General features: G+C 72.1%; 17 protein-coding genes. 10 read left to right on the forward strand and 7 right to left on the reverse strand.

The window, feature by feature from the left end; all coding sequences use genetic code 11:
• The first annotated feature begins 31 nt into the window (after window positions 1–31).
• The 6 genes from IE278_RS39305 (at window position 32) to IE278_RS39330 (ending at window position 7,853) form a co-directional block, all read left to right on the forward strand.
• Window positions 32–1,264: an amidohydrolase family protein gene (locus tag IE278_RS39305; RefSeq protein WP_189779810.1), complete on the forward strand. Its 1,233-nt coding sequence runs from the start codon at window positions 32–34 to the stop codon at window positions 1,262–1,264.
• 74 nt (window positions 1,265–1,338) lie between these two features.
• Window positions 1,339–2,244 (forward strand): LLM class F420-dependent oxidoreductase, encoded by a 906-nt coding sequence (locus IE278_RS39310; protein WP_189779826.1) that lies wholly within the window; start codon window positions 1,339–1,341, stop codon window positions 2,242–2,244.
• Between the two features lie 239 nt (window positions 2,245–2,483).
• Window positions 2,484–3,281 (forward strand): SDR family NAD(P)-dependent oxidoreductase, encoded by a 798-nt coding sequence (locus IE278_RS39315; protein WP_189779811.1) that lies wholly within the window; start codon window positions 2,484–2,486, stop codon window positions 3,279–3,281.
• A gap of 124 nt (window positions 3,282–3,405) precedes the next feature.
• Entirely contained in the window at window positions 3,406–4,524 is a 1,119-nt protein-coding gene (locus IE278_RS39320) for an LLM class flavin-dependent oxidoreductase (RefSeq protein WP_189779812.1), read from the forward strand.
• Window positions 4,525–4,659: 135 nt separating this feature from the next.
• A complete protein-coding gene (locus tag IE278_RS39325) occupies window positions 4,660–6,390 on the forward strand; it encodes an N-acyl-D-amino-acid deacylase family protein (protein WP_189779813.1) in 1,731 nt (576 codons plus the stop codon).
• Window positions 6,387–7,853, forward strand: coding sequence for an aldehyde dehydrogenase family protein (locus tag IE278_RS39330; RefSeq protein WP_189779814.1), 1,467 nt, complete (start codon window positions 6,387–6,389; stop codon window positions 7,851–7,853). Before IE278_RS39325 ends, IE278_RS39330 begins: the two co-directional genes overlap by 4 nt.
• Before the next feature lie 73 nt (window positions 7,854–7,926).
• On the opposite strand, the gene IE278_RS39335 is transcribed toward IE278_RS39330, so the two are convergent.
• The 3 genes from IE278_RS39335 to IE278_RS39345 all read right to left on the reverse strand — a co-directional run bounded on the left by IE278_RS39335 (window position 7,927) and on the right by IE278_RS39345 (window position 9,553).
• Window positions 7,927–8,226, reverse strand: coding sequence for a type II toxin-antitoxin system PemK/MazF family toxin (locus IE278_RS39335; protein WP_189779815.1), 300 nt, complete (start codon window positions 8,224–8,226; stop codon window positions 7,927–7,929).
• Window positions 8,223–8,453 carry a hypothetical protein gene (locus tag IE278_RS39340; protein WP_189779816.1) on the reverse strand — a complete coding sequence of 77 codons (231 nt, stop codon included), beginning with the start codon at window positions 8,451–8,453 and terminating at the stop codon, window positions 8,223–8,225. Before IE278_RS39340 ends, IE278_RS39335 begins: the two co-directional genes overlap by 4 nt.
• An 80-nt stretch (window positions 8,454–8,533) precedes the next feature.
• Window positions 8,534–9,553 (reverse strand): aldo/keto reductase, encoded by a 1,020-nt coding sequence (locus IE278_RS39345; RefSeq protein ID WP_189779817.1) that lies wholly within the window; start codon window positions 9,551–9,553, stop codon window positions 8,534–8,536.
• A 229-nt stretch (window positions 9,554–9,782) separates the two neighbouring features.
• Between IE278_RS39345 and IE278_RS39350 the strand changes: the two genes are divergently transcribed.
• The 3 genes from IE278_RS39350 to IE278_RS39360 are packed head-to-tail and all read left to right on the forward strand — an operon-like array spanning window position 9,783 to window position 12,293.
• A complete protein-coding gene (locus tag IE278_RS39350; protein WP_189779818.1) occupies window positions 9,783–10,550 on the forward strand; it encodes an SDR family oxidoreductase in 768 nt (255 codons plus the stop codon).
• A 55-nt stretch (window positions 10,551–10,605) separates the two neighbouring features.
• The gene (locus tag IE278_RS39355; RefSeq protein ID WP_246571526.1) at window positions 10,606–11,538 is read left to right on the forward strand and encodes an SDR family NAD(P)-dependent oxidoreductase; all 933 of its coding nucleotides are present in this window, start codon (window positions 10,606–10,608) and stop codon (window positions 11,536–11,538) included.
• A complete protein-coding gene (locus tag IE278_RS39360; RefSeq protein ID WP_189779819.1) occupies window positions 11,535–12,293 on the forward strand; it encodes a TetR/AcrR family transcriptional regulator in 759 nt (252 codons plus the stop codon). The genes IE278_RS39355 and IE278_RS39360 overlap by 4 nt, the downstream gene beginning before the upstream one ends.
• Before the next feature lie 156 nt (window positions 12,294–12,449).
• Here the strand turns inward: IE278_RS39360 and IE278_RS39365 are convergent, their stop codons facing one another.
• From IE278_RS39365 to IE278_RS39375, 3 genes are read right to left on the reverse strand one after another with little or no spacing between them, the layout of a single operon-like run.
• The gene (locus IE278_RS39365) at window positions 12,450–13,952 is read right to left on the reverse strand and encodes a hypothetical protein (protein ID WP_189779820.1); all 1,503 of its coding nucleotides are present in this window, start codon (window positions 13,950–13,952) and stop codon (window positions 12,450–12,452) included.
• A complete protein-coding gene (locus tag IE278_RS39370) occupies window positions 13,927–14,763 on the reverse strand; it encodes a hypothetical protein (RefSeq protein ID WP_189779821.1) in 837 nt (278 codons plus the stop codon). Before IE278_RS39370 ends, IE278_RS39365 begins: the two co-directional genes overlap by 26 nt.
• A 14-nt stretch (window positions 14,764–14,777) precedes the next feature.
• Window positions 14,778–15,347, reverse strand: a complete 570-nt coding sequence (locus IE278_RS39375; RefSeq protein ID WP_189779822.1) for a hypothetical protein — start codon at window positions 15,345–15,347, stop codon at window positions 14,778–14,780.
• A gap of 364 nt (window positions 15,348–15,711) precedes the next feature.
• Here IE278_RS39375 and IE278_RS39380 point away from each other — a divergent pair, with 364 nt between their 5' ends.
• A complete protein-coding gene (locus IE278_RS39380; protein ID WP_246571529.1) occupies window positions 15,712–16,518 on the forward strand; it encodes a 4Fe-4S cluster-binding domain-containing protein in 807 nt (268 codons plus the stop codon).
• Between the two features lie 35 nt (window positions 16,519–16,553).
• On the opposite strand, the gene IE278_RS39385 is transcribed toward IE278_RS39380, so the two are convergent.
• A partial coding sequence (locus IE278_RS39385; protein ID WP_373312222.1) for a macro domain-containing protein occupies window positions 16,554–17,284 on the reverse strand: 731 nt, incomplete at its 5' end.

The raw sequence follows: 17,284 nt of genomic DNA on the forward strand, positions 1-17,284 counted from the left end.
GGCCCGTCAGATCGGCGCTACCGTACAACGCATGGAGACCTTCCCGAAGATCATCTCGGTGGACGACCACACGGTGGAGCCCCCCAACGTCTGGCGGGACCGGCTCCCGTCGAAGTACCAGGACAGGGGGCCGCGCGTCGTACGGGCCCCGCTGAAGGAAATGACCTTCCTGGGCGGGAAGTTCGCTCCCGTCATGGGCGAGCCCGGCGACGACGGGCCGATCGGCGACTGGTGGGTCTACGAGGACCTGCACCGCCCGCTCACCCGGCTCGACACCGCCGTCGGCTACGACAGGGACGAGATCAAGCTGGAGATCATCACGTACGAGCAGATGCGCCCCGGCTCGTTCGACGTCCCGCGGCGCCTCGCGGACATGGACGTCAACCACGTGCAGTCCGCCCTCTGCTTCCCGACCTTCCCCCGTTTCTGCGGCCAGACGTTCACCGAGGCAGCGGACCGCGAACTGGGGCTGCTCTCGGTGCGGGCCTACAACGACTGGATGGTCGAGGAGTGGTGCGGTCCCGAGGCGCGGGGCCGGCTGATACCGCTCACGCTCATCCCTCTGTGGGACCCGGAGCTGGCTGCCCAGGAGGTGCGGCGCAACGCCTCCCGCGGAGTGCGGGCCGTCGCCTTCTCCGAGATACCTCCGCACCTCGGACTGCCCTCCGTTCATACGGACGAATGGGATCCGTTCCTCGCCGCCTGCGACGAGACCGGCACGGTCGTCGCCATGCACATCGGGTCGAGCAGCCGGATGCCCTCCACCTCCGCCGACGCGCCGCCCGCCGTCGGCTCCACCATCACCTTCGCCAACTGCTGCTTCTCGATGGTCGACTGGCTGATGAGCGGCAAGTTCGAGCGCTTCCCGAATCTGAAGGTCATGTACGCGGAGGGCCAGATCGGCTGGATCCCCTACATCCTCGAACGCGCCGACGTCGTGTGGGAGGAGAACCGCGGCTGGGGCGGCGTCGCGGACAAGGTCCACCGCCCGCCCTCCGAACTCTTCACCGAACACGTCCACGGCTGCTTCTTCGACGACGCCTTCGGGCTGCGGAACCTCGACGCGATCGGCGTCGGGAACGTCCTGTACGAGACCGACTACCCGCACTCCGACTCCACCTGGCCCGAGTCGCGGCAGGTCGGCGAGGCCCAGATGGGCCACCTGGACGCGGACACCGTCGACCGGATCGTCCGCCGCAACGCGATCGACCTGCTGGGGCTCACGGAGGACGGCCTGTGGGCAGGCCCCGGCGGTGCCCGGTGAGCGCGCCCCCCGGAACCACGGCCTCCGAAGCCGGGTCCGACGCCGGGTTCGAGGCCGGGTCCCTCACGTACGGGATGCAGCTCCCCGTCCAGTCGCAGAGCACCCTCTACGCCGAGGCGTGGGAGGCCGACGCCGGCCCGGACGATCTCGTGGCGATCGCCCGGGCCGCCGACGCCTCCGGCTTCGCGTACCTCGCGAGCTGCGACCACGTCGCCATCCCGCGACGCCTCGCCGCCGCGATGAGCACGGTCTGGTACGACCCCGTCGCCACCCTCGCCTTCCTGGCCGGGGTCACCGAACGCGTACGGCTGCTCAGCCACGTCGCCGTGGTCGGACTGCGGCACCCCCTCGCCACCGCCAAGCAGTACGCCACCCTCGACCACCTCAGCGGCGGGCGGCTGATCCTCGGGGTCGGCGCCGGGCACGTACAGGAGGAGTTCGAGGCGCTGGGGGCGGACTTCGAGCGGCGCGGGGCGGTGCTCGACGAGTGCATCGACGCGCTGCGGGCCGCGCTGGGGCCCGAGGAGTTCCCGTCCCACCACGGGAAGCTGTACGACTTCGAAGGGCTCGGCCAGCGGCCACGGCCCGCGCAGGAACGCGTGCCCGTGTGGGTCGGCGGGTCCTCGCCCGCCGCCGTGCGGCGGGCCGCGGTCCGGGGGGACGGGTGGCTGCCGCAGGGGGATCCGCGGGAGCGGTTGCCCGAGCAGATCGCTCTGCTCAGGCGGGTGCGGGAGGCCGCGGGGGTTGCCGCGCCGCTCGTCGTCGGCGCGATCACCGAGCCGCTGTACGTGGGGCGGGCGTCGTGGGCCGTGGGGCGGCGGACGGTCACCGGCTCCGCCGAGGAGATCGCCGAGTCGCTGCGGGCGTACCGGGCGATGGGGGTGCATCAGATCCAGGTGCGGTTCCGGTCGCGGGGGCGCAGTGAGCTGACGGATCAGATGGCGGCGTTCGGGGTCGGGGTGGCCCCACTCCTCGGGTAGGGGGCGCGCCTGCGGTTGTGGCCGCGGGTGCGTAGGGGGTGGTTGCGCAGTTCCTCGCGCCCCTTGGTGGGGGGGGGCCCCGTTCGTTACCGGCCGCGGGTGCGTAGGGGGTGGTTGCGCCGTTCCCCGCGCCCCTTGGTGGGGCGGGGTTGGCGATCGTTCTTCAGCGCGGGTGCGTCGTGGCCGGGCGCGCCGTTCCCCGCGCCCCTGACGGGGCGCCCATCGGTCTGGGAGGGTTTATGGGCAAGTTGGACGGGCGGGTCGTTCTCGTCACCGGGGCGGCTCGGGGGCAGGGGGAGCAGGAGGCTCGGCTCTTTGTCGCCGAGGGGGCCGCTGTCGTCGTCGCCGATGTGCTCGACGAGCAGGGGGAGACCCTGGCCAAGGAGCTGGGGGCCCGCGCCAGGTACGTACACCTGGACGTGAGCCGCGAGGACGACTGGGCCGCCGCGGTGGCGGTGGCGAAGCAGGCGTACGGGAAGGTCGACGGGCTCGTCAACAACGCCGGCATCCTGCGTTTCAACGCCCTCGTCGACACCCCCCTCGACGAGTTCATGCAGATCGTGCGGGTCAACCAGGTCGGCGTCTTCCTCGGTATCAAGGCCCTGGCCCCCGAGATCGAGGCGGCCGGCGGCGGGACCGTCGTCAACACCGCCTCGTACACCGGACTCACCGGCATGGCGTACGTCGGCGCGTACAGCGCGAGCAAGCACGCCATCGTCGGCCTCACCCGGGTGGCCGCGCTGGAACTGGCACCCAAGGGGATCCGTGTCAACGCCGTCTGCCCCGGCGCGATCGACACCGCCATGAGCAATCCCGCGCTGCTCGACCCGGCGACGACGGACGCCGAGGCCGCCGCGGAAGCGGCCTCGGCGTCCGTCGCCAGGCTGTACCGCAAGCTCGTGCCGCTCGGCCGGATCGGCCGGGCCGAGGAGGTGGCCCGTCTCGCGCTCTTCCTGTCCTGCGAGGACTCCTCCTACATCACCGGCCAGCCCTTCGTGATCGACGGGGGATGGCTGGCGGGAGTGAGCGTCATGTGACGGGCCGTCAACTATTGACGCCTCACGGCCTCGGTGCCACAGTCGGCGGCAGGTTAATCTGACGATGCGTCAGGTTCGGCGGGGGCGCCGGACGGATGACGGACACAGGGGACGGTGAACCTCCTTGGAATTCGGGCTCTTTGTACAGGGATACGTGGGCAAGCGGGCCGAGACCGATCCGCTCGCGGAGCACAAGGCGCTGATGGAGGAGACCGAGTACGTCATCCAGGCCGACAGGTCCGGCTTCAAGTACGCCTGGGCGTCGGAGCACCACTTCCTGGAGGAGTACTCGCACCTCTCCGCCAACGACGTCTACCTCGGCTATCTGGCGCACGCCACCGAGCGCGTCCATCTGGGATCGGGCATCTTCAACCCGCTCGCCCAGGTCAACCACCCCGTGAAGGTCGCCGAGAAGGTCGCCATGCTCGACCATCTCACCGAGGGACGCTTCGAGTTCGGCAGCGGACGCGGAGCCGGCTCGCACGAGATCCTCGGCTTCCTCCCCGGCATCACCGACATGAATTACACCAAGGAGATCTGGGAAGAGACCATCGCCGAGTTCCCCAAGATGTGGCTCCAGGACGAGTACGTCGGCTTCCAGGGCAAGCACTGGCAGCTCCCGCCCCGCAAGGTCCTGCCGAAGCCGTACGGGAAGTCGCACCCCGCCATGTGGTACGCCGCCGGGTCGCCGCCCTCGTACGCCATGGCCGCCCGCAAGGGGCTAGGGGTGCTCGGGTTCAGCGTGCAGAAGGTCTCCGACATGGAGTGGGTCCTGGAGCAGTACAAGACGGCCGTCGTCGACGCGGAGCCGGTCGGGGACTTCGTCAACGACAACGTGATGGTGACGACGACGGCGGTCTGCGCGCCCACGCACGAGGAGGCGGTACGGGTCGCCGTGAGCGGCAGCCTGCACTATCTGCCCTCGCTCGTGTTCCGGTACCACGACACGTTCCCGCGGCCCGAGGGGTTCCCCGTCTGGCCGGAGACGCTGCCCGAGTACAACGAGGAGTTCATCGAACTGCTCATCGCGGAGGAACTGCTGATCTGCGGGGACCCGGACGAGGTGCTCACGCAGTGCAAGCGGTGGGAGCAGGCCGGGGCCGATCAGTTGTCGTTCGGGCTGCCCGTCGGGGTGCCGAAGGAGGAGACGCTGCAGACGATCCGGCTGATCGGGGAGCACGTGATTCCGAAGATCGACACGGATCCCGTGCATCGGACCACGCGGTTCCGCGGGGCGGTCTGAGGTTCGTCGGAGGGTGCGGCGGCGTTGTGGCCGGCTGCGCCCGCGCGGCGGAGCCGCAAATGCCGCAGCCCCGCGCCCCTGGGTGGGTGGGCCCCGCCGTAAGCCAGAAGGTGCAAGGGAGAGAAGGGTTTTGTCGTGCTTGACCATCTGATCAAAGGCGTGACCGTCGTCGATGGGTCGGGTGGGCCCGCCTTTGTCGGTGACGTGGGGATACGGGACGGGCGGATCGCCGCCGTCGGGGCGGTGACCGAGGAGGCCCGGACCAGTGAGGACGCCAGTGGGCTCGTCCTCGCGCCCGGGTTCGTCGACCCCCACACCCACTACGACGCGCAGCTCTTCTGGGATCCGTACGCCACGCCCTCGCTCAACCACGGGGTGACGACCGTGGCGGGCGGGAACTGCGGGTTCACGCTCGCGCCCCTGAACCCCGCGCGGCCCGAGGACGCCGACTACACACGGCGGATGATGTCCAAGGTCGAGGGGATGTCGCTGGTCGCCCTCGAGGAGGGCGCGCCGTGGAGCTGGCACTCCTTCGGGGAGTACCTCGACGCCCTGGAGGGCCGCATCGCGGTCAACGCGGGCTTCATGGTGGGGCATTGCGCGCTGCGGCGGTATGTGATGGGCGCGGACGCGGTGGGCGGGCAGCCCACGCGGGAGCAGCTGGCGGCGATGGTCGCGCTGCTCGACGAGGCGATGGAGGCCGGGGCCTGGGGGCTCTCCACCACCCAGTCGTCCACCCACTCCGACGGTGACGGGAAGCCGGTCGCCTCCCGGCACGCCGGGCCCGCCGAGCTGCTGGAGCTGTCGCGGGCGGTGGGGGAGCGCGAGGGGACGCAGATCGAGGCGATCGTGGCGGGCTGCCTCGACCAGTTCAGCGACGACGAGATCGATCTGTTCGTGGAGATGAGCGCGGCGGCCGGGCGGCCCCTGAACTGGAACGTCCTGACGATCGACGCGGCCGTCCCCGAACGCGTGCCACGGCAGCTGGCGGCGAGCGAGCGGGCCCGTAAGGCCGGTGGGCGGATCGTGGCGCTGACGATGCCGATCCTCACGCCGATGAACATGTCACTGGGCACCTTCTGCGCCCTCAACCTCATTCCCGGCTGGGGAGAGGTCCTGGGCCTCCCCGTGCCCCGGCGGATCGAGAAGCTGCGGGACCCCGCCGTCCGCGCCGAGATGCTGCGGCGGGCCGACTCCAAGGAGGCGGGCGTCTTCCGGCGCCTCGCGGACTTCGGGCGGTACGTCATCGGGGACACGTACAGCGCGGAGAACGAGGGCCTCACCGGCCGCGTCGTACGGGACATCGCGGCCGAGCGCGACCAGGAACCCTTCGAGTGCATCGTCGAGATCTGCGCCAACGACCTGATGCGTACGGTCCTTTGGCCCATGCCGACCGACAACGACCCCGACTCCTGGACCCTGCGCCAGGAGACGTGGCAGCACGAGGACGTGCTGCTCGGCGGCTCGGACGCGGGCGCCCATCTGGACCGGATGTGCGGGGCGCCGTACACGACCCGTTTCCTGGGGGATTGCCTGCGGGGCCGCCGGCTCGTCACGCTGGAGCAGGCGGTGAAGATGCTCACGGACGATCCGGCACAGCTCTTCGGGCTCCGTGGGCGCGGACGGATCGCGGAGGGTTTCCATGCGGACCTCGTGCTCTTCGACCCGGAACGGATCGACGCCGGCAAGGCCACCCTGGTGCACGACCTGCCGGGAGACAGCCCGCGTCTCGACTCCAAGGCGATCGGTGTCACGGCCGTGTGGGTCAACGGCGTCGAGTCGATACGCGACGACGTGGTGACCGGGGCCGTACCCGGCAAGGTGCTCCGCTCGGGCCGCGACACGCGCACGGTGAGCACCAGGTGACGTCGCGTCAGTCAGGTGGCGGGCAGCGGCTGTTGATCGGCGGCTCGTGGGTGGAGCCGGACGGCGGCCACCACGAGGTGATCGACCCGGCGACCGAGGACGTCGTCGGGTGGGCGCCGGAGGCCTCGCGGGATCAGGTGCACGCGGCGGCAGGCGCGGCCCGCGAGGCCTTCCGGACGTGGTCGCGCACGACACCGGAGGAGCGGGCGGCGATCCTGCACCGGGCGGCCGAGGAGATCAGGCGCAATCTCGTCCCGTACGCGGAGCTGGCGCAGGCGGAGACGGGGGCCACCACCGCCACCGCGCGCGGGATGCAGGTGGGGGTCGGGGCGGCCCGTTTCAAGAGGTACGCGCGCGTGGAGCCCGTCGAGGAGCCGCTGCCGCCGCAGATCAACGAGGCGGGCCCGTTCGGCGGGGCGGCCGTGCTGGGCGCGCTCGCCGTACGCCGTCCGGTGGGTGTGGTCACCTGCATCACCTCGTACAACAACCCCTGGGCGAACCCGGCGGGCAAGATCGCCCCGGCGCTCGCGACGGGCAACACGGTCGTCGTGAAACCGGCCCAGCAGGACCCGCTCTCCGTGTACCGGATGGCCGAGGCGCTGGAGGCGGCGGGCGTGCCACCGGGGGTGGTGAACGTCGTCTCCGGCGCACGCGCCGAGGTCGGGGAGGCGGCAGTCGACTCACCCGACGTCGACATGGTGAGCTTCACCGGCTCGACGGCGGTCGGCCGGCGGATCGCCGAGGTGTGCGGGCGCGGGATGAAGCGGCAGTTGATGGAGCTGGGCGGGAAGGGCGCGGCGATCGTCTTCGAGGACGCGGACCTGGAGTCGGCGGTCCGGGGCATCGGCACCACGTTCTCGTTCTACAGCGGCCAGATCTGCACGGCGCCGACGCGCGTGCTCGCGCAGCGGCCGGTGTACGACCGCCTGGTCACCCAACTATCCCTATATGCGAGCCAGTTGCCGGTGGGCGACCCTCGCTCCCCGTCCACGGTCGTCGGGCCGGTGATCTCCGCGGCCCACCGGGACCGGGTCGAGTCGTACGTCGAACTGGGCCGCAAGGAGGGCGCGCGGGTGGCCGCGGGCGGCGAACGCCCGCCGCTGGACCGGGGCTTCTACGTGGCCCCGACCCTCCTGGCGGACTGCACGCCCGACATGCGGGTCGTCCGCGAGGAGATCTTCGGACCGGTGGTCGTGGTCGTCCCCTTCGACGACGAGGAGGAGGCCGTCGCCCTGGCCGACGACAGCGAGTACGGCCTGATCGACTACGTCTGGTCCGGCGACGTGGCCCGCGCCTTCCGCGTCGCGGCCCGGCTCCGCTCCGGCGGCGTCGGCATCAACACGGTGGGCCGCAACATGGAGGCCCCGTTCGGCGGCTTCAAACAGAGCGGCGTGGGCAGAGACGTCGGCTCCTACGCCCTGCACGCGTACACGGAACTGCAGTCACTGGTGTGGCCGGGCTGAACGAGGGCCCGCCGCCGCGACCCTGCCGGACACCGAACTGCTCATGGACGAGGAGCGGTGGCCCGGGTCCGGGTCACAGATCGAAGACCGCGCGGAGTCCGATCTCGACGGCCTCCATGACACGTTCGTCCACCGGCCCCAGGTCTTCGGTGAACCGGGACACGGACAGAGTGCGGAACTCACCGAGCACGATCGTGCCGGACGAGGGCGCGCCGACCGGAATGTCGACGAGTGTCGCCTCACGAACCTGTTGCGGGTAGATCAGCACGCAGGTCGCGGTCTTGTTCTGGGCGTTGAGGGCGTCGGACGAGATCACCAGGACATGCGCGGGGCCGCCGGCGAAGGCAAGTTGGTAGACGTTCCCGCGCTTCACCGCCCCGCCACCCGCGCCCAGCGCTCCAGGGTGGCGTCCTCGCTCTCGGAGGGCTCCGCCGCGGTGGCCACTATCCCCGCCTCGGCCCGCACCCGTGCGGACTTCTCCAGCTCCTCGGCGAGCATCTGGCGCCGCAGTATCCGGGCGGTGTACGCGGAGGCGTTCCCCTTGGCCTTCACGTAGGCGGCCACGTCATCCGGCAGGCTCATCGTCATGTTCACCGTCATATGGCCATCATATGCCGGGTAGGACCCGGCCATGGCATACCGGATCGAGAGCCGTCCCCGGGCACCGGAACTCTCCTCCGTCAGCGGCGTCGTAGGGCTGGGTCGAGCAAGGAAGGTGGGGTGTCGTTCTTTTCGGAGGGGGCCAGGTCGGTGCCGGGGGGCACGATCGTGTCGATGGCGTCGAGTACGTCGGCCGGGAGCACGGTGTCCGCGGCGGCGAGCTGCGAGCGCAGGTGGTCCGGGGTGCGGGGGCCGATGAGCGCGCTGGTCACCGCGGGATGCGCGGTCACGAAACCGAGCGCGAGCTGGATCATCGTCAGGCCGGCCTCGTCGGCGACCCGGGCCAGCCGCTCCACGGCGTCGAGCTTGGCCCGGTTGGCGGGCACGGCGGTGTCGAAGCGCTGCGGCATGAACGCCGACCGGTTCGTGGTGACCTCCCGGCCCTCGCGGATCGCCCCCGACAGCCAGCCCGACGCCAGCGGACTCCACGCCAGCACCCCGAGCCCGTACTCCTCGGTCACGGGCAGGACGTGGGTCTCGATCCCGCGCTGCAGGATCGAGTAGCCGGGCTGCTCGGTGACGTAACGGCCCAGGTGGTGCTCGCGGGCGGCCCACTGCGCCTGCACGATGCGGTGGGCAGGGAAGGTCGAGGAGCCGAAGTAGCGGATCTTCCCCGCGCTGCGCAGATCGGTCAGGGCCGACAGGGTCTCCTCGTCGCTGGTGGCCGGGTCCCACCGGTGGACCTGGTAGAGATCGACGTGATCGACACCGAGGCGGCGCAGGCTGTCCTCCAGCGCGGTGACCAGCCAGCGCCGCGAGCTGCCGCGGTGATTGCGCTCGTCGCCCATCGGCAGATACGCCTTCGTGGCGAGCACGATGTCGTCGCGGCGCCCGGCGACGGCCTTGCCGACCAGTTCCTCGGACTCCCCGGCGCTGTACGCGTCGGCGGTGTCGATGACGTTGATCCCGGCATCGAGGGCGGCGTCGACGAGCGCGGTGGCCTCCTCCTGTGTGGTGCGCCCGATCCTGCCGAAGTTCATCGCGCCGAGCGCGAGGGAGCTGACCTGCACACCGGTGCGGCCCAAAGTGCGGTACTGCATGGCTGTGTTCCTCCTGCCGGTGCCCCACGAATAAGCGGAGCGTTGTTCCGGTAACGATACGGAGCGATGTTCCGTTTCGCAAGACCGGGTGGGTGGACTGGACTCACGTGTATGCGTAGCGACGCTACGAAAAGCGTTACGGCACCGGTAGCGTCGATACGGTTATGGTGTTAGCGTTGCTCTGGTCGGGAAGCGAGCAGCGCTACCCGCCGAGACGAGGAGCATCGTCATGACCGAGCAGACAGGCACAAGCACCGAGACCACCGCCTCCCCCCGCGTCGCCATCGTCACCGGCGGCTCCCGGGGGATCGGCCGTGCGAGCGCGGAGCGCCTGGCGGCCGACGGATTCGCCGTCGTCATCAACTTCGCGGGCAACCAGACCGAGGCCGACAAGGCCGTCGGCGCGATCACCGAGGCGGGCGGCCGGGCCTTCGCCTTCCGGGCCGACGTGGCCGACGAGACCGAGGTCGCGGCACTCTTCGACGCCGCCGAGTCGACGTACGGCGGGATCGACGTCGTCGTCCACGCGGCCGGCGTCATGACCCTCGCCCCGCTCGTCGACATCGACCTCGACGCCCTGGACCGGATGCACCGCACCAACATCCGCGGCACCTTCGCCGTCGACCAGCAGGCCGCGCGCCGGCTGCGCGAGGGCGGCGCGATCCTCAACTTCTCCACCAGCGTGCTGGCGCTCGCCCTCCCCGGCTACGCCGGATACGCGGCCACCAAGGGCGCCGTCGAGGCCATGACCCTGATCGTCGCCCGCGAGCTGCGCGGCCGGGACGTCACCGTCAACGCCGTGGCCCCAGGACCGACCGCCACCGCCCTGTTCCTGGACGGCAAGGACGACGAGACCATCGCGCGGATGGCCGCCCAGCCGCCGCTGGAGCGCCTCGGCACGCCCGATGACATCGCCGGGGTCGTGTCCTTCCTGGCCGGCCCGGCCGGCCGCTGGGTCAACGGCCAGGTGGTCCGCGCCAACGGCGGCATCGCGTAACCCCCTCCCTTCTCCCTCCCCTCTCTCCTCCCTCATCTCCCTCAGGAGTTCCGTCATGGGCACCGTCATGGGCAAGGGCAAGACGATCGTCATCACCGGGGCGGGTTCCGGTTTCGGCGCGCTCGCCGCGCGGGCACTGGCCGACGCCGGGCACACGGTCTACGCGGCGATGCGCGACACCCGCGGCCGTAACGCGAGCCGGGTCGCCGACGCCGGGGCGTACGCGGCGGAGCACGAAGTCGACCTGCGTACGGTCGAGTTAGACGTCCTGTCCCAGGAGTCCGCGGACGCCGCCGTCGCCACGGTCCTGGCCGAGGCCGGCCCGCTGGACGTGGTCGTCCACAACGCAGGCCACATGGTCACCGGCCCCGCCGAGGCCTTCACCCCCGCGGAACTGGCCGCGGTGTACGACACCAACGTGCTCGGCACCCAGCGCGTCAACCGGGCCGCACTCCCGCACCTGCGCGCCCAGGAGCACGGGCTCGTGCTCTGGGTCGGCTCGTCCTCGACCAGGGGCGGCACCCCGCCCTACCTCGCCCCGTACTTCGCCGCGAAGGCCGCGATGGACGCGCTCGCCGTGTCGTACGCCGGTGAGCTGGCCCGGTTCGGCATCGAGACGACCATCGTGGTGCCGGGCGCGTTCACCTCGGGCACGGAACACTTCGCGACGGGCGGCCACCCCGCCGAGCAGACCGTGATCCCGGCCTACGAGGAGCGGTACGCGGGCCTGATGGACCAGGTCGCCGGACGTCTCGCCGCCCTCGAACCGGCCGGCACCTCCGCCTCCCTGGTGGCCGACGCCATCGTCGAGGTCGTCGGCACCCCGCACGGCAAGCGGCCCTTCCGCGTCCACGTCGACCCCTCGAACGACGGGTCGGAGGAGGTCAGCCGGGTCGCGGACCGCGTCCGCGCACAGTTCCTCGCGCGCATCGGCCTGGACGACCTGCTCACCCCGCGGCACCCGGGCTCCCCGCAGACCGCCGTATGAGCTCGGATAGCGTCACGGCCGTGAGTACGAAAGCGCGCATTCTCGAAGTGGCGGCGGCCCTGGTCGCCCAGTCCCCCGACGGGGACGTGTCGACCAGGGCCGTCTGCGAGGGGGCCGGTGTCGGCGCCCCCGCCCTCTACCGCCACTTCGGCGACAAGGAGGGCCTCCTGTCGGCGGTCGTCGACCACGGCTGGGACAAGTACCTCGCGACCAAGCGGAACCGGCCGCCCGGGACGGACCCGGTCGAGGATCTGCGGGACGGCTGGACCACCCACGTCGAGTTCGCGCGGGCCAACCCGAACCTGTTCCGCCTGATGCACTCGCCCGCCATGCGTACGCCCCCGGCGGCGGCGCTGGAAGCCCATCGCATCCTCACCTCGGACCTGCAACGGGCCGCCGCACAGGGCAAGTTGTGCCTTGCGCCCGAGCTGGCGGCCCAGATGATCATGTCGGCGAACGTCGGCGTGGCCCTGATGCTGGTCTCCCGCCCGGCGACGTTCACGGACGAGTCGGTGTCCCGCCGGGTCCGGGACGCGGTCCACGCGACGGTGTTCACACCGGACGTGACGGCGACGGCGACGGCGACGGCGGGAGCGGGTGCCGCGGAGCAGGGACGGGAGCCGTCCGAGACCCACGTCCCCTCCACGGCCGCCCACCTGAACGCCCTCCTGCGCCAGTCCCCGCCCCCGGCCCTCACCCCGGCCGAGGGCGCGCTGCTCACGGAGTGGCTGGACCGCCTGTCGAACACGGCCTGAAGCACGGCCTGAAGGCGGAGCCGCCGCGGTCATGCCCGCGTTCATACCCGTGCGCGTACTCGTACTCGGGTGAGCGCGCGTGCTCGTGCGCGTACCTGTATCCCTCCCCGGGCCTGTGCCCCTTTCGGTCGCCCGGCCTCGTCGGCCGCGTCGGCTTCATCGGCGTACCGGATCGTCGTGCAGGAGCGGGTAGCGGGCCGAGAGGCGCATGGCGCCCTCGGTGACCGCCGGGTCGTGCGAGGCGGCCTGGACGCCGTCGAGGTAGGCGTGGGCCGCCGCCTCGAACACCGAGTCCACCGCGGTCAGTTCGGCGGCCAGGGCCGCGCCCCGCTCGGTCCGCCGGGCGGCCAGGGACTCCTCCCGGTGGCGGGCCGCCGCGGCCTCTCCCTCCGCCCGCGCCAGGGCTGTCTCGGCCGCCTTCAACCGCTTCCCGTGATGGCGGTAGGCGGCGATGAAGGGGTGCTCCTCGGACAGGGCCAGCAGGAAGGCGATCCCGCCCGACAGCAGGAGCAGGGCGATGAAGGTGACGCTGACCGTGTGCGGGTCCAGGTCCAGCTCCTGCATCAGGGTCGGCGCGGGCGGCAGATCGACGTTCAGCTGCCGGGCGAGCTCGTCCATGGCTCCCGTGTCGGTGTCCCGGAACACGATGCGGGCCCGCATGTCGCCCAGGTACCAGGCCGCCACCGCCCAGAGGGACGCCAGCGCCGCCGCGATCGGCAGGACCACCAGCAGGGAGGCCGTGGCGCCCCGGCGGCGCCACTGGCGGCCGGCCTGGAAGGGGCCGATCGTCATGGCGACGCCCACCGCCGCGGTCAGCAGATAGGCGCTGGCCCGGCCCTGCGGGGTGCCGTCGTGTATCGCCAGGAACAGGGTGAGGTAGACCGGGAGTTCGACCAGGATCAGCAGCAGGGTCAGCACCCGGCGGGGCCAGCGGGTCATGGCCGCGGTCTCCGTCAGGCCCTCCCAGGGCGCGTGGGCCGGGTGGGACGCGGCCCACGCGCCCTGCTTCTCGGAGTCGTCGTCCCAGTCGGCGGCCCCGTCGTCGCGGCCCTCGTACGGTCCGGCGCCCGGGTCGGTGCCGTCCATGCCGTGCGCACCGTGCGTACCGTCCGCGCGGCTCGGGCGGCCCGCTCCGAACCGGTCCACGGCCCAGGGCAGGAATCGGTCACGGCGGTCCTGGCGGGCGACCGTGCGGGTCGCCGCCCGGTCGAGGGCCGTGACCGCGGCCTGCTGGCGACGGCTCTCCTCCTGCTGCGCCTCCCTGGCGCGGCGGGCCTCGCTCGTGCGGGCCTCGGTGGCCGCGAACAACGCGGCCGACGAGTGCAGTTCCTGCTCCTCGCGGCCGTGATGGTGGGCCACGACGCGGTGGCGCGCATGGTCGCGCAGCCCCCTGAGCCGGCCGAAGTAGGGCAGCCGGTGCAGCGAACCGAGGACGTACGGGTTGAGGGTGCCGTCCCGGGCGGCCCGGCGGCCGGCCGCCTCGGCCTCGCCCAGCAGGCGCCTGGCCTCGCGGGTGTCGGTCGGCGGGACCTGGCCGCGCGGCGCGGTGGGACGCGTACGGCCCAGACCGGGCGCGCGGCCCCGGCCGCGGCCGAGGCGCTCGCGCAGATCGTCCCGGAGCCGGCGGGGCTCCTCAGGCGCCGTATCCGTCGTCGACATCGACCTTCACCTCCTTCTCCAGAAGCTGCTGCCAGAACTGCTGCATCTGCTCGACGCGTTCGGGGTTGGTCTTACCGCCGCGCATTGCGAAACCGACGCGGTAGACGGTGGTGTCCGGCAGGTCGGGCAGCCCGCGCCCGTCGACCAGCTCCTCCACGGCGGTGTCCCGCTCGGGCTGGGTGACGAGCTCGTACCGGGACAGCCTGAAGTCGGGGTCGGACTGGTCGAAGTCGCTGATCACCAGGACATGGAAGGTGCCGTCGGCACGCGGCACGTCGGCCGCGCGGGCGAGACCGCCCAGGACGTCCGAGCCCGGCTGGCGGTCCCGGGCGCACTTCAGCATCTTCTCCGCGCCAGCCCCGGCGAGGACCCGCGTCTGCTTCCACAGCCCTTCGCGCTCGGGCCGCTTGTCGGCGTCCGGGTCGATGTCGATCCGCGCCACCTGGCAGGAGGAGGCCTCGGAGGCGGAGGTGATGGGCGCGTAGGACAGGTACTTGCACTTCTTGTCGGCGAGGAAGGTCGGCAGCGTCGCCTGGAGCTTCTCCTTCGCGCGGAAGCCGGCGTCGCTGTCGAGGCCGGAGCCGGAGCCGTCCAGGACGACGGCGCAGTCGGCGGAGAGGTGCTCCGGGCCGTCGAACGGGCCGCCGTCGCAGGCCGTCGTCGTCACGGACAGCAGAAGGGCGGCGGTGGCCAGGGCCGCGGTGCGTCCGGCGGCGCGGGGCCGCCGTCGCGTGGTCGGAGTGTTTTTGGTGGTGGGTGTGGGTTCGGTTGGCGCCGTCGTCGTCGGTGCCGTCGTTCTTGTCGTCGTCATCGGGTCCCCCGTTCTCACCGGCCGGCCTGTGCGGCCGCCGGGCCGAGCCTCTGTTCCAGAATCTGCAGCGCTCTGCGGACCGACGGGTCGTCCAGCGACCAGTCCGGTCCTCCCGTCCAGGACCCGTCGAGGACCGCGTCCCGCGGGCTCTGCGCGGCCGGCGGCTCCTCCTGGCGGGCGGCGCGCGCGTACGCGGCCCGGTAGTGGGCGAGTTCCTGCTCCGCGCAGGCGGTGAGGGCCAGGCCGCGCTGCTGGCAGGCCGCCACCTCCGTACGCCACTGCGACACCCAGCCACCGAAACGGGCGAGTGCCGCGGGCGCGTCCCCGTCACGGCGGTCGTACTCCGTCACGATCCGCGCGGCCTCTTCCCGTACGCGGTCGATGAGCGCCGCGTGGCGGGTGGTGAACCCGGACCGCAGTTCGCCCAATGCCGTGGCCAGTCCGCCCGCCAGCTCCTGGGCGTAGTGCCCGGCGCCGATGCCGGCGTGGCTGTCCCGGCGTCCGCAGCGGGTGGCCCGCCAGCGGGTGCGTACCGTGAGACGGCTGCGGCCGTAGTCCGCCGGAACGGACCTCACCTCGCTCATGGCATCCCCCTCGTCCCCCTCGTCGGATTCCCGGACCACCCCCTGGTCCGGGATTTGCGAAGCCTAGGGGAAAAGCGAACCTGAGAGGGAGTGATTTGCGGCAACTGAATACCGCATCCGGAAATCAGCCGGAGATCGACCGGCGAACGACCGGGAGCGCACCGGGTTTTCCGAAGAGTTCCTGGATAGTTTCCTGAACCCGATCCACTTCGCGGCGACGCGGAATAGGCTTCTCTTCCGCCGGCCCGGAGTTTCCCCGAATAGACCTTCGAATATCGGGGCGGGAGTTCGGGGGCCGATGGGGCGTGGGCGGAAAGAGCGCGGTGAGCATATGGCTGGGGGACATATGACTGAAGTGAAACGCGTGTCCGAAGGGAAAGTCGGGTCCGAAGTGGTCGACGCGGCTGATGTGACCGATGTGGCTGACGTGCCGGTGCGGGTCGCCGACGGGTGCTTCCCCGTCGAGACGCTCGGGCCGGGGCGGCGGCTGGGGGTGTGGTTCCAGGGGTGCGCGCTGGCCTGCCCCGGCTGTATGTCCCGGCACACCTGGGACGCGGCCGGCGGTCGGGCCACCACGGTGGGGGAGCTGCTGAAGTCGTGGGAGGCGGCGCTGGCCCTGGGCGCGGCCGGCCTGACGGTCAGCGGCGGCGAGCCACTGGCCCAGCCCGCCGCACTGGCGGCGCTGCTGCGGGGCGCGGACCGCCTCCGCCGAGCACGTCCGCCAGGTGGGCGCGCCGGACGGGACGAGGCGGAGAAGAACGAGGCAACCCCCGCGCCCCTCCCGGACGTCCCCGACGTCCCCGACTTCCTGGTCTACACAGGTCACGAGCCGGACGAGGTACCGGACCGGCTGCCGGAAGAGGTGTGGGCGGCACTGGACGGGGCGGACGCGGTCGTGACGGGCCGCTTCCGGGTCGCCGAGCCGACGGACCTGGTCTGGCGGGGATCGGCCAACCAGCGCCTCGTACCGCGCACCCCCCTCGGTATCCGCCGTTACGCCCCGCACCTCGCCCGCACCTACCCGCCGGGCCCCCGCATCAGCCTGCGCCCGAACGACACGGGAACCGGCGCGAACGTCTACGGCGTACCGGCCCGCGGCGAACTGCGCCAGGTCGAACGATCCCTGTCGTCCACGGGAATCCACCTGACGAACCCGAGCTGGCGCCCATGACGGCACGACGGACGCGCAGAGCCGGGACGCCCGCGCTACGGACGCCCGCCGCGCCGGCGACCGTCGTCCGGAGAGCCGTCGCGCGGACCGCCCCCTTCGAACAGGTGGGCGGTCTCCGGGTAGCGGGTCACTATGTGGACCGACCAGTCGGGGTCCGCCGTCAGGGCGTCCTCGATGGACCAGCGCAGCCATTCCGCGCTGGTGCGCCGGTCCAGGCCGCCGCGCCCCGCGCCCAGCAGGGGGAAGCAGATCGAGCGCAGGCCCGGCAGCCCGTCGGCGCGGTCCCGGCGGCCCCGGGCGAAGCAGCCCGCGACGGCGGTGGCGATGTGCTGGGGGTCGACGCGGTAGGCGAGACCGTCGGGGACCGCCAGGGCCGCGTGGTAGACGCGACGCACCCCGCGTTCGGCCAGGCGCCCCGCACCCGTGGGCACGATCGTGCCGGGCCGCAGGGGCAGTACACCGGGACGGGCCCGCACCCACGCGGCCAGTTCGTCGGCGAGGACGTCCGTGACCGGCCCGTCCGCGTCGCGGCCCAGCGCGGCCGAACGGCGCAGCGCCCCGGACACGGTGGGCCTGAACGACTTCGACATCTCCAGGTGGACGTTCTCGGAGGAGACGAGGACGTCGATGTCCCGCAGCAGCTCGATGGGCGAGACATGCACGGTGACCGGCCGGTTCCCGACCCGCCCGGGGATCCCGGTGCGCGGTACGACGGCGGGCCGCGCCCCGGGCCCCCGCTCCGGCCGCGGGCAGCGCGCCGCCCGCC

It is taken from the genome of Streptomyces tauricus, from assembly GCF_014650955.1.
Lineage (GTDB): Bacteria > Actinomycetota > Actinomycetes > Streptomycetales > Streptomycetaceae > Streptomyces > Streptomyces tauricus.